The organism is Rhizobium alarense, assembly GCF_021555155.1.
GTDB lineage: Bacteria > Pseudomonadota > Alphaproteobacteria > Rhizobiales > Rhizobiaceae > Rhizobium_D > Rhizobium_D alarense.
Genome location: NZ_JAKGBU010000009.1, coordinates 1 through 14,612, shown reverse-complemented (window position 1 = coordinate 14,612; position 14,612 = coordinate 1). Strand labels below are relative to the sequence as shown.

13 protein-coding genes and 1 riboswitch are annotated in these 14,612 nt (G+C 63.0%); of the genes, 3 read left to right on the top strand and 10 right to left on the bottom strand.

Translation table 11 applies throughout. The annotated features are described in order from the left end of the window. Window positions 1-6 precede the first annotated feature (6 nt). The 10 genes from LXM94_RS04570 to LXM94_RS04525 all read right to left on the bottom strand — a co-directional run bounded on the left by LXM94_RS04570 (window position 7) and on the right by LXM94_RS04525 (window position 11,714). Window positions 7-1,143 carry a TRAP transporter substrate-binding protein gene (locus LXM94_RS04570; protein ID WP_235769958.1) on the bottom strand — a complete coding sequence of 379 codons (1,137 nt, stop codon included), beginning with the start codon at window positions 1,141-1,143 and terminating at the stop codon, window positions 7-9. A 358-nt stretch (window positions 1,144-1,501) separates the two neighbouring features. Further along, window positions 1,502-3,142, bottom strand: coding sequence for an amidohydrolase (locus LXM94_RS04565; protein ID WP_235769957.1), 1,641 nt, complete (start codon window positions 3,140-3,142; stop codon window positions 1,502-1,504). A 27-nt stretch (window positions 3,143-3,169) separates the two neighbouring features. After that, entirely contained in the window at window positions 3,170-3,973 is an 804-nt protein-coding gene (locus LXM94_RS04560) for an ABC transporter permease (RefSeq protein ID WP_235769956.1), read from the bottom strand. Between the two features lie 2 nt (window positions 3,974-3,975). Continuing rightward, window positions 3,976-4,902 (bottom strand): ABC transporter permease, encoded by a 927-nt coding sequence (locus LXM94_RS04555; RefSeq protein WP_235769955.1) that lies wholly within the window; start codon window positions 4,900-4,902, stop codon window positions 3,976-3,978. A gap of 10 nt (window positions 4,903-4,912) precedes the next feature. Continuing rightward, window positions 4,913-6,031, bottom strand: coding sequence for an ABC transporter substrate-binding protein (locus LXM94_RS04550; RefSeq protein WP_235769954.1), 1,119 nt, complete (start codon window positions 6,029-6,031; stop codon window positions 4,913-4,915). Window positions 6,032-6,419: 388 nt separating this feature from the next. Further along, window positions 6,420-7,055 carry a 3,4-dihydroxy-2-butanone-4-phosphate synthase gene (ribB, locus tag LXM94_RS04545; protein ID WP_235769953.1) on the bottom strand — a complete coding sequence of 212 codons (636 nt, stop codon included), beginning with the start codon at window positions 7,053-7,055 and terminating at the stop codon, window positions 6,420-6,422. 87 nt (window positions 7,056-7,142) lie between these two features. Further along, window positions 7,143-7,289, bottom strand: a riboswitch (FMN riboswitch). A 58-nt stretch (window positions 7,290-7,347) separates the two neighbouring features. Continuing rightward, on the bottom strand, window positions 7,348-8,136 hold the full coding sequence (locus tag LXM94_RS04540) for an SDR family oxidoreductase (protein WP_235769952.1): 789 nt from the start codon (window positions 8,134-8,136) through the stop codon (window positions 7,348-7,350). A gap of 17 nt (window positions 8,137-8,153) precedes the next feature. Then, window positions 8,154-9,641, bottom strand: a complete 1,488-nt coding sequence (locus tag LXM94_RS04535; RefSeq protein WP_235769951.1) for a sugar ABC transporter ATP-binding protein — start codon at window positions 9,639-9,641, stop codon at window positions 8,154-8,156. A gap of 31 nt (window positions 9,642-9,672) precedes the next feature. Continuing rightward, on the bottom strand, window positions 9,673-10,611 hold the full coding sequence (locus LXM94_RS04530) for a substrate-binding domain-containing protein (RefSeq protein ID WP_235769950.1): 939 nt from the start codon (window positions 10,609-10,611) through the stop codon (window positions 9,673-9,675). Window positions 10,612-10,739: 128 nt separating this feature from the next. Further along, window positions 10,740-11,714: an ABC transporter permease gene (locus LXM94_RS04525; protein WP_235769949.1), complete on the bottom strand. Its 975-nt coding sequence runs from the start codon at window positions 11,712-11,714 to the stop codon at window positions 10,740-10,742. A 208-nt stretch (window positions 11,715-11,922) separates the two neighbouring features. Between LXM94_RS04525 and LXM94_RS04520 the strand changes: the two genes are divergently transcribed. The 3 genes from LXM94_RS04520 to LXM94_RS04510 form a co-directional block, all read left to right on the top strand. Beyond that, window positions 11,923-12,732, top strand: a complete 810-nt coding sequence (locus LXM94_RS04520; RefSeq protein WP_235769948.1) for a transketolase — start codon at window positions 11,923-11,925, stop codon at window positions 12,730-12,732. Next, the gene (locus LXM94_RS04515; protein ID WP_235769947.1) at window positions 12,732-13,700 is read left to right on the top strand and encodes a transketolase family protein; all 969 of its coding nucleotides are present in this window, start codon (window positions 12,732-12,734) and stop codon (window positions 13,698-13,700) included. Before LXM94_RS04520 ends, LXM94_RS04515 begins: the two co-directional genes overlap by 1 nt. 81 nt (window positions 13,701-13,781) lie before the next feature. Then, the coding region (locus LXM94_RS04510) for an FGGY family carbohydrate kinase (RefSeq protein WP_268965011.1) at window positions 13,782-14,612 on the top strand (831 nt) is incomplete at its 3' end.

Sequence of the window (14,612 nt, the reverse complement as noted above, 5' to 3'; positions counted from 1 at the left end):
GCAGGCTCAGAGCTTCAGCTTGCCGGGGAAATAGTGCTCGTAGGCGAGCGCGTAGTCCGGCGAGTTCATCAGTTCGTAATAGGTGACGCGCTCGACCCATGCGCGCTGGCTGTCCAGCACCTTCTTCATGAAGGGGTCTTTCTCGAGTTCCGTGATCAGGCCATCCCAGGCCTTGATCTGCGCATCGAGCAGTTCCTTGGACGTCCGGCGAACGTTGACGCCATTGTCGTTTTGCAGTTTCAACAGGTCAGCCGAATAGTTGTTCATCGCCGTCGCCGTGTTCGACGTCGACGCCGCCTCGACGCCATATTTCAGGATCGCCTGCAGATCCGGCTCGAGATCGTCGTAGAAATCCTTGTTGAACAGAAACTCGAAGCTTTCCGATGCCTGGTGATAGGACGACAGATAATAGTTCTTCGCCACGTCCTGGGCGCCGAAACGCATGTCGGAAGACGGGTTGTTGAACTCGAAGGCGTCGATGACGCCACGCTCCATGGCCGGCACGATTTCGCCGCCCGGAAGCTGGGCGACCGACATGCCCATCGCCTGCATCAGGTCGGCCGCAAGACCAACGGTGCGGTACTTGAAGCCTTGGATGTCGCTGACCGTGTTGACCTCGCCCTTGAACCAGCCGAAAGGCTGGGCGAACATCGGAAAACCGAGGAAGCCCACGATGTTGAGGCCGAGCACATCCTGCGTGAGCTCGCGGTAGAATTCGGCGCCGCCGCCACCGTTGAACCAGGCGAGCATGGTCGTTGCAGAACCGCCGAAGACAGGGCCCGTGCCAAAGAGCGAGGCCGCCTTGGACTTGCCATACCAGTAAACCGGCACCGAGTGCGCGGCGTCGATGACGCCATCGTTGCAGGCATCCAGCACTTGGAACGCACCGACGACGGCACCCGCCGGCAGGAGATCCACCTTCAGCCGGCCGCCGGACATGGCTTCGACGCGGGTTGTGTACTCGCGGGCGAAATCCATCCAGATATCCGAGGCCGGCCACGACGTCTGCATCTTCATGACGAGCGGAGCCTGTGCCAGAACGGCGGGTGCCGCGAGCGTTCCGGCAGCTGCGACACCACCGGCCAGTGCACCCTTCGTGAGAAACGAACGGCGCGAAACGATTCCATGATCGGAATTGTGCATTGTCTACCTCCCAGTTCGGGCGGGCGTTCCCTTTGCCCTTATCCCGAGAATATTATTTTGTACTTCCCCCGCGATAGCAAGGACGTCTCGCGAGACAAAGCCGTCATATTGAGTAGAAACTTTCGAAAAGCAGGCCGCAGGCTTGTATAATTCTGGACATATTCGACTTAAGTCGAATATCAATTCGCAGTGCGGCATAACTTTTTTGCAACGCTTACATAATTTTCAATCGATTTAACGAACATAAGTCAATAATACTGACTTTTCTATTTTTCATCGATCTCTATCGCCGTCGCATCGCTTGTTATCGGCGCTTCCGACAGGTGTGCCGCCGCGGAAAGGATTTCGTTTCGACAGATCACTGGGTCGTGAACGCCGCCGCGCGGTGGACTTCCCGGGCACCGAGAACCGTCAGCAATACCTCGGTGTCACCGATGTCGTAGAGGTCGCATGTCAGGATGTTCCGGTCGAGGACGATCAGGTCGGCGAATTTTCCGATCGACAGCGAACCCGTCGTTTCTGCACGCCAGGCGGAGGCGGCGGCATGGGTCGTGTAACCCTTGATGCACTGCTCACGGGTCAGCCGCTCGTGCGGCAGGAAGACCGGGTGGTCGCCGTTCCTGCGCGGCGGCTGGCGGGTGAGCGCCGTTTCCATGATCTGGAAGGGGTTGAGGGTGGAGACGCCCCAATCGCTCGACAGCGTAAGGAGCGCACCGGCATCGATCAGCGAACGGAAGGCATACATCCATTTTCCGCGCTGTTCGCCCACCATCGGCAGCGCCACATCGGTGACAGACGGTTCGTGACGCGCCCAAAGAGCCTGGACGTTGGCCACCGCGCCGAGTTCGGCAAAGCGCGGGATGTCCGCCGGATCGATGCATTGGATATGGGCGATCTGGTGCAGGCTCGGCCACAGGCCGTTCGCCGCCTTCGCGGCATCCAGCCCGTCAAGCGCCGCACGCACGGCTCCATCGCCAATGACGTGCACATGGATCTGGAACCGCGCAGCATCGAAGACGGTGAAGAGCTCCCTGACCTGCTCGTAGCCGAACATCAGCGGTGCGTTGCCGCCGGTCGGATCGGAATAATCCTCCAGCATCGCGGCAGTCCGGTTTTCGATGACACCGTCCAGGAAGAACTTCGCCGAGTGGATGCGGAACATGTCGAGCCGGTTCTCGCGGCGCAGCGCCTCGACCCGGGCGAGCGCATCGGCCGTCGCCTCTTCCGGAAAGACCTTGGCGGTGGCGCCGATCCGGACCGTCAATTCACCCGCCTCCGCAAGGCCGCGATAAACGCGCGCGTGGCGCTCCTCGACGAGCGCGTCGAGCACGCCCGTGATGCCATGCCGGTTGCAGAGCGTCTGGCCGAACCGCACGCCGTCCGCATAGTCCGCGTCGGTGACCTCGGGCATGCGATCCTCGACCCAGTTGACGGCGCTCTCGTGCAGCATGCCCGTGGGTTCGCCGTGTTCATCAAGAACGAAATGACCGTTCAGCGGATCGGCCGCCCCCTTGGCGAGCCCGACGGCTTCGATCGCCTTCGTATTGATGCAGGCATTGTGCCCGTCGGAGGCGAGGATGAAACAGGGGCGGTCCGGTACGGCCGTATCGAGCACGTGCCGGTCCAGATTGTGGTCCGTAAAGATGCCGGTGTACCAGCCGACGCCGTTCACCCAGGCCGCATCCGGCTTGCCTGCGGCAAACGCGGTGAGGAGGGATCGAAGCTCTGCAATCGTGCGCGCGTCGTCGAGATTGGCGGTCATGCCATAGTGGTAACCGGAATCCTGCAGGTGAATGTGGGTGTCCTGAAAACCCGGCAGGACGAGCCGTCCGCCGGCGTCGACGATCCGCGTCGCTGGGCCGGCGAGCGCCCGGATATCTTCTGTCGTTCCGAGTGCGGCGACCCTGCCGCCCCGCGCCGCCAGTGCCTCGACGTAGGGCGTCAGCGGGTCCATGGTAACGATTGCAGCATTCAGAATGACGAGGTCCGGCTGAGACATGGGGCGGCCTTTGCTTGCGCGGAATTGTCAGGCGTCCCCGGCTGTCACGCCGGCGACGCCGCGCCGGCGAATGACTTCGGAGAGAATGACGAGAAGGGTCGAGACGATGAGGATGACCGAGCCGAGCGCCAGCATCGACGGCAGCTTGTTGGGAAAACGGAGCTGGCCGTAGAGGAAGACCGGCAGGGTAGGTTGCGTGCCGCTGAGGAAGAAGGCCAGCACGAACTCGTCGAAGGAGGTGATGAAGCACATGAGCAGGCTGGAAATCACCGCCGGCAGGATGAGCGGCAACGTCACGCGGCGAAACGTTCCGAGTGCCGTCTCGCCGAGGTCGCGCGACGCTTCCTCGAGGCTCCGGCCGAGCCCGTCGAGGCGCGACATCAAAACCATGACCGAGAAGGGCAGGCACAGGAATACATGAGCGATCGTGATCGACCACAGGGACAGATCGACCTGCAGGATGCGGACCAGGATGACCAGAAAGGCGACGGCAAAGATGATCGAGGGTACGACGAGCGGAAGCATCACCGTCGCGAGCAACACGCTGCCTGCCGGCAGCAGCCTGCGGGCAAGGCCGATGGCGAGCGGGATGCCGATCGCGGTCGCCGCGACGGAGGCGATGACGCCCACGACGATGCTGTTCCTGAGCGCATCGAGCATCGAAAGATTGGCAAACATCGCCTCGTAGTGCTTGAGGGTGAACGCCTTCAGTGGAAAGACCGCGAATGTGCTGTCGTTGAAGGAAAAGACCGGCAGCAGGGCGGCCGGCGCGTAGAGGAAGACCAGGAACAGGACGGCATAGAGGCTGAGGAACCGAAAGCGGTGCGTCATGTTCAGGTGCTCCGTTCGCGCAGCTTGCGGTAGCCGATCGCCCAGAGGAAAAGCAGGCAGAGCGCGGCGATCACCAGCATCATGACGATGGCGACGGCAGCTCCCAGCGGCGCGTTGTCCTGCTTGAAGAACAGCGTCTGGATCGCATTGCCGATCATTGTGCCGCCCGGTCCTCCGACGAGCGTCGGCGTCACATAGTCGCCGACCGTCGGGATGAAAACCAGCAGCGCCGCAGAGACGACGCCGGGCAGCGACAGCGGCAGCGTGATGCGCCAAAAACGCGCCCAGCGGCTATCGCCGAGATCTGTCGCGGCTTCGAGAAGCGTGCGGTCGATCTTCTCCAGCGAGACATAGATGGGCAGGACCGCGAAGGTCACCCAGGCATGGGTCAGCGTCAGCGTGACGGCAGCGGGGTTGTAGAGCAGGAACTCCAGTGGCTTCTCGATGAGGCCGAGGCTCATCAGCCCGGAATTGATGGCGCCGTTGAAACCGAGCACGATCTTCCAGGCGAAGACCCGGAGCAGATAGCTGGTCCAGAACGGTATGGTGATCAGGATCAGCCAGACGACCTTGTATGCCGTCACCCGGAAGGCGAGGAAATAGGCCATCGGATAGGCGACGAGGATGACGGCCGCCGACGCCGTCAAGGACATGACGAGCGACTTCAGGAGGAGGATCGCCGGCACCGGATTGGCAAGATGAAAGGGAATACCGAAATAGACCGTCGGCGTGTCCGCCGGCTCGATCAGGCTCCGGTAGTTTGCGAGCGTCGGCGACGTGTCGATGGAAAAGCCGGTCTGCGTCCAGAAGCTCAACGCCAGCAGGGCCAGAAGCGGCGCGATCAGGATCAGCACAAGGATCGCAACCAGGCCGTAGCCCGCGGTCGTCCGCGCCCGCATGGCGGCAGATTGGCGCGCTCGAAGCGTCATGCCGGACGCCTCAGAGCTTCAGCGCCTTGATCTCCTCCCACACCTTGGTCTGCTCGTTGACGACATTGCTCGGCTGCGGCTCGAACAGGATCGCGCTGTTCATATGCTCGACCGGGTCGGTGATGCCCATCGCCTTCACGACCTCCGGATCGGCGATCTCGAAGGATTTCATGTTGGCATGGCCATAACCGGAGCCGTCGATCAATGTCTTGCCGGTTTCAGGCGAAAGCCAGGCATCGATGAAGTCATAGGCGAGCGCCACATCGGCCTTGCCGGAATTGAGAAGCGTCATGCCGCAGAACCAGGTGAAATACCCCTCCTTCGGCTTGGCATAGACCGCTTCGATGCCCTGATCCTTGAGGTTCTTGACAGTGTCGTTCCAGGCATAGGCGGCGACAATCTCGCCGGAGGCGAGGCCCTGCTGCAGCTCGGTCGCGTCGGTCCAGAGGAAGCGGCTGTTGTTGACCGCCTTTGCGCCGAAGGCCTTGGCGGCCTGGAGGTCCTCTCCGACAAGAAGATTGGCCTGCTTGTAGCTCATGCCCTTGACCATCTGGCCGATCGCGATGACGAGAGGATCGTCGAGCATCGAGACCTTTCCGGCGAAGGCGTCATCATAGAAGATGCCCCAGGTTTCGCCGTCCTTGAAGGCGTCGCCGATCAGATCCGGTCGATAGGCGATGCTGGCATTGCCCCAATCGGCCGGCGCCATGACCACATTGCCGTCAACGACGACGCCCGCGGCTTTCTGGAGAGCGGGAAAGACGTCCTTCCAGTTGGACAATCGCGCGGTGTCGATCGGCACCGTCAGCCCGGCCTCGACGAAGCGGCCGACCGAATAGTTGCAAGGGTGCATGACGTCGGCCGCAAAGCCCGCGCGCACCTTGGCAAGCGCTTCCTCTTCGCCGCCGAAGGTCGAGAAATTCGGCCCGGAGCCGTGTTTTCCCACGTAGGGTGCGAAATATTCCGGCGCGTCGTACCCGGTCCATTCGAGACAGGTCAGCACTTCGGCGGCATGGCCGAGCTTTGGAATGAGGGTCGCGCCCACGCCAAAGGCCGCGGCGCTTTTCAGAATATCGCGACGGGAGACCCGGCCCGATGCCATGCGGTCAATGAACTTGATGCGCTGCATGTTCTCCCCTCCAGTGGTTCATCCTGGATTTTGATCGTTCAAGCTAGGGAGATTTTGAACGGCGAGTCAATACATATTGAATCAGCGTTCAATGTGGCGGAGAGGCGGCATCCCAGAAAGGCACGCCCCTCGACCTGGTGTTCAGGGCCTTGGCAACATCGCGGAAGGACACAATCCGGAGGCGGGAAACCGGAGGCGGGCGGACCAGCGCCCGGCTCCTGTCAATCGTCCAGAGGCGTGGACGGCAGGCGCCTGAGATGACCTGCCTGAGCCTGTCGCCACAAATCCGGCGGTACGGCCCGGACCATCGACGACGATGCGAACACCGCGGGCGAAAGCGATATTCGAAGGAATGTCCACGCCCGCGATGGAATCGACCTCCCGTGGGTCAAGCCGCTTGCGCTGCGTCGGCGGGCTCCCGGCTCCCGAGGTACAGAACGAGGTCCGAGATGGTGATCAGCAGGATTTGGTGCGCTTCAGCAAACACCAGAAGCTCGGGTAGCCGGGCCATCGTTCCGTCGTCATTGGCGACTTCGCAGATCACGCCGGAGGCGGATTTTCCGGCGAGACGGGCGAGGTCCACCGCGGCTTCCGTGTGGCCGGGGCGCCCGCGCACGCCCATCGGATGGGCGCGCAGGGGAAAGACGTGCCCGGGCCGGGCGAAATCGGCCGGCCGCGCTGTAGAATCCATCAGAGCCCGGACAGTCGTAGCGCGGTCGGCCGCGGAAATGCCGGTCGTGGTTCCCGGCAGATAGTCGACGGAGACAGTGAAGGCGGTTTTGTGAAGCTCGGTGTTCTGCGGCACCATCAGCGGGATGCCGAGCGCGTCGAGGCGTTCGCCCTGCATCGCGACGCAGATCAGCCCGCGGGCGTGTTTCATCATGAAGGCGATCGTTTCCGGGGTTACGCAGTCCGAGGCGACGACGATGTCGCCTTCGTTCTCGCGATCCTCATCGTCAACGACCACGATCATCTCGCCCCGCGCCAGGGCGGCGATTGCGTCTTCAATTTTCGAGATTGCCATTCCATTGCCTTTCAAGGGTGCCGCTATCGGACATCATCAATCCCTTGGGCGAACAGGTCCGCAACCACCCGGTAAGGCGGCGTACAGACATGCCCTCTTCCATCCGGACTGTGACCGTCGGCCCCGGCATCGCACCGGGTCTGCTGACCTTCCACCTGCGTGGAAGCGCTCGCGGGCTCCCGGATCGCTCCGGATACCGCCGGTGGGGAGTTTCACCCCGCCCTGAGAACAGACGTAAGTAAGGAATTCCCGCGGTAGAATGCAAGGGCCGGCTTCCATCGGCCTCGCAATATCACCAGCAGCAGAAACCGCCATCGACGAGCAGATCCACACCGGTCACGTAGCTCGCCGCGTCCGACAACAGGAAAACGGCCGGTCCGACCATTTCGTCGACGCTTGCCATGCGCTGCATCGGCGTCTGCTCCTCGAAGAGTTTCGTCTGGTGCACCATTTCGGGCCGGGTGTTCATCGGCGTTGCCGTGTAGCCCGGGCTGATCGTGTTCACCCGGATGCCGCGCCCGACCCATTCCATCGCCATCGATTTCGACATGTGGATCACGCCGGCTTTGGAAGCGTTGTAATGGCACTGGCTCAGGCCTCGGTTGACGATGACGCCGGACATGGAGGCGATGTTGACGATCGATCCGCGGCCTGACTTCAGCATGGCGCGCGCTTCCGCCTGGCAGGAGAGGAAAACGCCCTTCAGGTTGACGTCCATCATCGTCTGGAACTGGCTTTCCTCCATCTCCTCCGCCGGATTGGCATTGGCGATGCCGGCGGCGTTGACGGCGAGTGTCAGCGGGCCGAGCTCTGCCTCGGTACGGACAACCGCATCGTTGAGCGCCGCGCCGCTGGTAACGTCCGCGGCGATCTGGATGCTGCGCCGCCCTGCCCGCGCGATGAAGTCAGCCGTTTTCGCAAGGCCATCATCGGTGCGACGGTCGAGCAGAGCGACGTCCGCGCCGCACTGGGCGAGGCCCATTGCGATGCGCTGGCCGATGCCGCTGCCCGCACCCGTCACGAGAGCGACGTTGCTGGAAAGATCGAACAATGTCGGCGCGTTGAGCATGATATCAGTCATAGTGGATCGTTCCCTGTTCAGATCGTTGCCAGTTCCATGACCGAGACGTCGTTGGCGTCCTCGCGGTCCAGGATGCCGGCCTGCTTGCCCTGTGCCATGACCATGATACGGCTGGAGACGCCGAGCACTTCCTCGAGGTCCGAGCTGACCACGATCACCGCAACACCCGCGCGCGCGAGGTCCATGATGAGATCGTAGATCGACGAGCGGGCGCCGACGTCGATGCCACGCGTCGGCTCATCCAGCACCACGACCTGCGGCTTGCGCGCCAGCCATTTTGCGAGCACGACCTTTTGCTGGTTGCCGCCGGAAAGCTCGCCGGCTTTCTGCCCGCCACGGCCCTTGACCCCGAACTTCCTGATATAGTCCTCAGCGAACTGCTGGATACGGCGGGACGAAAGCCAGCCTGTGCGGGCGATCTCTCCGAGATTGGCGTAGCCGATATTTTCCGCAATCGAATGATCGAGCACCACGCCCTGCAGCTTGCGGTCTTCCGGGACGAGAACGATGCCATTGCGGATCGCATCGATGGGTGAACGCGGCGTAATGGGCTTGCCGTGCAGCAGGACCTCGCCTCCGGAAACGGGATCGGCGCCGGTAACGGCGCGCACAAGTTCCGTCCGGCCGGCGCCCATGAGGCCTGCAATGCCGAACACCTCGCCCTTTCGGACGGAAAAACTGATGTCGCGGAACGCCCTGGACGGCGATGAAAGGTTCCGCACCTCCAGCGCCACCTCCTCCGTCGGCCTCGGAAGCGCCGGGAACATGCGCTCGAGGGAACGCCCGACCATGGCCTCGACGATGGTGCGGATCGGCACGTCGCCGGTATCGAACTGTTGCACTTTGGCGCCGTCGCGCATGACGACGATGCGGTCGGCAATCTGGCGGATTTCCTCCAGGCGGTGCGAGATGTAGACGATGCCGACACCTTCCGACTTCAGCCGCTCGATCTGCTGGAAGAGGAGCTGCGTCTCCTCGCCGCCAAGTGCCGCGGTCGGCTCGTCCAGGATGAGCAGGCGCGCGTTGAGCGTCAGGGCCTTGGCGATCTCGATGAGCTGCTGTTTTCCCGTCGAAAGCCCCTCGACGAGGCGATCGGGCGAAATGTCGAGCCCGAGCCGCTTGAGACCGCTGCGTGCCCGCTCCTCCATCGCCTTGCGATCGATACGGCCGGACCTCATGGGATAACGACCCACGAAGACATTCTCCGCGATGGAGAGCTTCGGCAGCAGCTTCAGTTCCTGATGGATCATGCCCACGCCCTCGTCCATCGCGGCGCGGGGATTGGCCGGGGCATACGTCTTGCCAAGCCAGACCATCTCCCCTGCGGAGGGCCGGACGGCGCCGGAAATGATGTTCGACAGGGTCGATTTTCCGGCACCGTTTTCGCCGAGCAGCGCCACGACCTCTCCCGGATGGATGTCGAGATCGACACCATGGAGAACCTTGATCGGACCGTAGGATTTCTGGATTCCACGGAGCGACAGGATGGGAGAGCGGATCGTCATGGCGCTGCTGCCTTTCGGGTATCGAGCCGGGTTACGGATGGCTCTTCACGAATTCCGGCGCGTTCTCGCAGGTCGTCAGCACGGCGTTCGGCGTCTGGCGCTCTTCGACTTTCTGGCCGGCGGCGACGGCAAGCGCGGATTCGACGGCAAGCACGCCCATCTTCTGCGTGCTCTGCGTCGCGGTGGCGATGAACGGGCCCTTGCACTTGGCGAGGTATTCCAGCGCCGAGACGTCGCCGTCATAGCCGCCGATGATGACCTTGTCGGAGAGGTTGGCAACGTCCATCGCCTTGGCCGCGCCCATCGCCAGGCCGTCGGCCTGCCCGAAGATGATCGTGATGTCGGGGTTTGCCTGCAGCATGTTCTGGGCGATCGAGAAACCCTCGTCGGCCGACCACATGTTGCTCCACTGCTGGTCGACGAGCTCGACGCCCGGGGTCTCGTCGATGGCGCGCTTGCATCCGGTGAAGCGGTCGACTTCCGGCGTGGTGCCCTTCTGGCCATGGATGATCGCCATCTTGCCCGAGCCGCCGGCCTTTTCGATGATGTGCTTGCAGACGGCGTAGGCAGATTCGACGCTCTCGCCGGCGATGAAAGTGTCGCCCGGCGCGCCTTCCGGAACGCGATCGACGTTGATCACCGGAATGCCGGCTTCGCGGGCAAGGCGCGTCGGCACCGCCGCTGCTGCCGCGCCGGCGGGAATGTAGATGAATGCGTCGATACCCTGGGTCATCAGGTCCTGCACCTGGCTAACCTGCGTGGCAGTGTCGTTCTTCGCATCGACGACGATGACCTCGAGGCCTTTCTCCTTTGCGTACTTTTCCACGCCGAGCTTGATCTGGTTGAAGAAGTCGGCCTGGAGGTTCGGAACGGCAAGGCCGATCGTCTTGACCTCTGCGGCGGATGCGCCGAACGGCGATGCGAGGATCGCGGCCGCAGTTGCCGCCATCAGCAGTTTGGAACGTTTCATGATTTTTCCTCCGAGTTTCCTGGTGTGCGGCCTGCCTGCGCAGGACGCCACCTCCCTTTTGCCGGTCCGCACCATTGCCGACCGTTTTCAGCCCCCGCCGACGCCTCCGCCGCCGGGAAGAAATTCCGTTACTTTCGCTTGCGGTAGGTTTCCGCAGTGACGGCGAGCACGATGACGGCGCCGATGATGACTTGCTGCATGAACGGGGAGACGCTGAGCAGGTTGAGGCCGTTGCGCAGGACGCCGATGATCAGCACGCCGATGATGGTGCCGCCGATGCCGCCCGTGCCGCCCGAAAGAGAGGTACCGCCAATGACGACCGCCGCAATCGCGTCAAGTTCGTAGGAGACGCCGGACGACGGCTGGACCGAGTCGAGACGCGCCGCGAGCACCATGCCGGAAAGGCCGGCCAGAAAGCTGCATACGACATAGACGAGCACGGTTGCCCGCTGGACGTTGATACCTGCAAGTCGCGCCACTTCCGCATTGCCGCCGATGGCATAGAGCACGCGCCCGCCGTGACGGTAGCGCTGGTAGAGAAGGCCGACGGCGAAGACCACCAGCATCACGGCTACCGTCAAGGTCAGAAAGCCGCCGAAACGCACGATTGCCATCGTGTTGAACCAGGCGGGAAAGCCGATGATCTGCTGGCCGTCGGTGATCATGTTCGCCAGGCCGCGCGCGATCGACATCATGGCGAGCGTGGCGATGAAGGCCGGCACGTTGAAGCGCGTTATGAGCAGGCCCGCCACCAGGCCGTTCAGCGCGGCCACGACGAGGGCCAGCGGAATGGCGATCCCCATCGGCACGCCGACCACGACGTTGAGGTAGCCGAGCACCATCATCGCCAGCGCCATGACCGAGCCGACCGCAAGGTCGATGCCTCCGATCAGGATGACCAGCGTCATGCCCACGGCCATGACGCCCAGCACCGTTATCTGATCGAGCACATTGAGGAAATTCCGGACCGAAAGGAATCTGTCCGTCGCGAAGGTAAGGAAAAGGCACAGCACGATGAGGCCGATCAGCGGCCCCGTGGCTCCGCGCAACGAGGGAAGCATTCCGCCCGCAACCCCTTGTTTCTCCTTCGCTGCAGCCAGCATGAATGCTCCTCCCGGTCAGCCCAGTGTCCCAATGGGCAATACGCATAAATATTCATTACCGTCTGTAAATTCGTAACCGATCCATCCATGATGTGTCAATACGGCGAATTCGGGTAATTTTCACACGGCAGGCGGCTTTTCCCCTTGACTTGCCCAAACCTCATGCAAGTATATAGATGACTGTATAATTATGCATCATGAGGATTTCATGCAGCCGAACGATCTCGACCGTATCGCTCAACAGATCCGCCTTCGCGATCTGCAAGCGGTTTTCGAAGCCGGCGCCGGCCATATCGGCGGGGAGATGTCCGCCATCGACATTCTGACGGCGCTCTATTTTCGGGTGCTGCGCATCTGGCCCGACCAACCCAGACATCCGGACCGCGACCGCTTCGTGCTTTCGAAGGGCCATGTGGCACTCGCGCTCTACGTGACCCTCGCCAAGCGCGGGTTCCTGCCGGAGGAGGAGATCGGCACGTTCCTGAAGCCGCATTCGCGCCTGAACGGACACCCGAACTGCAACAAGGTTCCGGGCGTCGAAACCAATACCGGCCCGCTCGGTCACGGCCTGCCGGTTGCCGTCGGCATGGCCAAAGCCGCGAAGCTGACGGACGCGAAATACCACACCTACGTCATGACCGGTGACGGGGAAATGCAGGAAGGATCGAACTGGGAGGCTATCGCCGCCGCCGCGCAATTCCGCCTCGACAACCTGACGCTCATCATCGACCACAACCGCTTCCAGCAGGGCGCCGCGCTGAAGGACACCAACAATCTCGCGCCCTTCCCGGCCAAGCTGGCTGCCTTCGGCTGGGATGTCACCGAGATCAACGGCAACGCGATGGACGAGATCGTACCGGCTCTGGAACGGCGCCCCGGCCGGCCGCACTGCATTGTCGCGCACACCAACAAGGGCCACGGCATTTCCTTCATGCAGGACAAGGTCGACTGGCACCACAAGGTGCCCGACGCCGAACAGTACAAGATTGCCGTGGCTGAGCTTTCGGAGGCCCTGTGATGAATGCCGTGACACCATCTCCCAAGCTGCATGACTGCCGCGACGCCTTCGTTGCCGTCCTGGAACGCCTCGGCGCCGACAACCCCAGGATCGTCGCCGTCTGCAACGACTCGGTCGGCTCATCCAAGCTGGGCGGCTTCAAGTCCAGATGGCCTGAACGGCTCGTCAATGTCGGCATCGCCGAACAGAACATGGTGGGCGTGGGCGCCGGTCTTGCCAATGGCGGCCTGCTGCCCTTCGTCTGCGGTGCCGCCTGCTTCCTGACCGGCCGGTCGCTGGAGCAGATCAAGGCCGACATCGCCTATTCCAACGCCAACGTGAAGCTGATCGGCATTTCCTCCGGCATGGCCTATGGCGAGCTTGGGCCGACGCACCATTCCATCGAGGATTTTGCCTGGCTCCGCGTGCTGCCCAACCTGCCGGTGATCGCACCGTGCGATTCGATCGAGACGGCGGCGGCCGTGGAATGGGCCGCCGCGCACGAGGGCCCGGTCTTCCTGCGGCTGTCGCGCGTCGGTGTACCTGACCTTCTGCCGGCCGGACACAAATTCGAACTCGGCAAGGCCAACCTGATGCGTGACGGCGATGCAATCACGCTGGTTGCCAATGGCACGCTTACCCACCGCGTGTTGAAGGCCGCTGCCCTTCTGGCCGCAAAGGGGATCGAGGCACGCGTGCTGAACATGGCGACGGTCCGCCCGATCGACGCCGAAGCGGTGACGGCTGCGGCGCGCGAAACCGGCGCCATTTTGACAGCGGAAGAGCACTCCACCTTCGGCGGTCTCGGTTCGGCCATTGCCGAAGTCGTTGTCGCGGAATCGCCCGTACCGATGAAGATCCTGGGTGTTCCGGGCGTCTTCGCCCCCACCGGTTCGGCCGAGTTCCTGCTCGACGAATTCGGCATGGCCCCCGCCGCCATCGCCGAGGCGGCTGCCGCGTTGATTGCACGGAAATCGTCACGCGTCTGATATGACGTGTACAGATCCCGTGCCGGGCGCGGCAAATCCTCCCTGGTGCCGCGCCCCCAATTCCTGCCTGCCGGAGCCGCCATGACGACCGCCATTCTCGCCATCGACCAGGGCACCACGAATTCCAAGGCCGTGCTGGTTTCCACGGCCGGCGAAATCCTGTCGCGCGGCTCCTCTCCGGTCGGCATCGAACACCCGCAGCCCGGCTGGGTCGAACAGAACCCGCTGCGCATCTGGGAATCCGTGCAGGAGGCGATTGTCGCCTGCCGGAAAGCCGGACCTGCCGTCGACATTCTCGGTATCGCGATCTCCAACCAGCGTGAATCCGTCACTGTCTGGGACGCCGCAACGGGAAAACCGCTCGGCCCGGTGGTGAGTTGGCAATGCCGCCGCAGCGCGTCGGTCTGCGCCGACCTCATCGCGGCGGGCCATGCCGCACGGGTCCGGACGCTTACCGGCCTTCCCATCGATCCGATGTTCCCTGGCCCCAAGATGAAGTGGCTGCTCGATCGCGTTCCCGCACGCCACGCGGTTCGGCTCGGCACGATCGATGCCTGGCTCATCCATTGCTTCACGGATGGCGCGGTGCATGCCTGCGACGCCGCCAACGCCGCCCGCAGCCAACTCTATGATCTCAACCGGCAGGTCTGGAGCGATGAACTCTGCGCCCTGTTCGGCGTGCCGAAATCCGCCCTGCCCGAGGTGCGCGACAGCGCCTCGAACTTCGGCGTCACGAAGAACGTGCCGGGCCTCAGGGACGGCATCCCGATTGCCTCGGCCATTGGTGACAGTCACGCCGCGCTCTTCGGCCACGGTGCCTTCAATCCCGGCGACGGCAAGGTGACCTTCGGCACCGGCTCCTCGATCATGACGACGCTTCCGCGCTTCATCGCGCCGCAGCGGGGCATTACC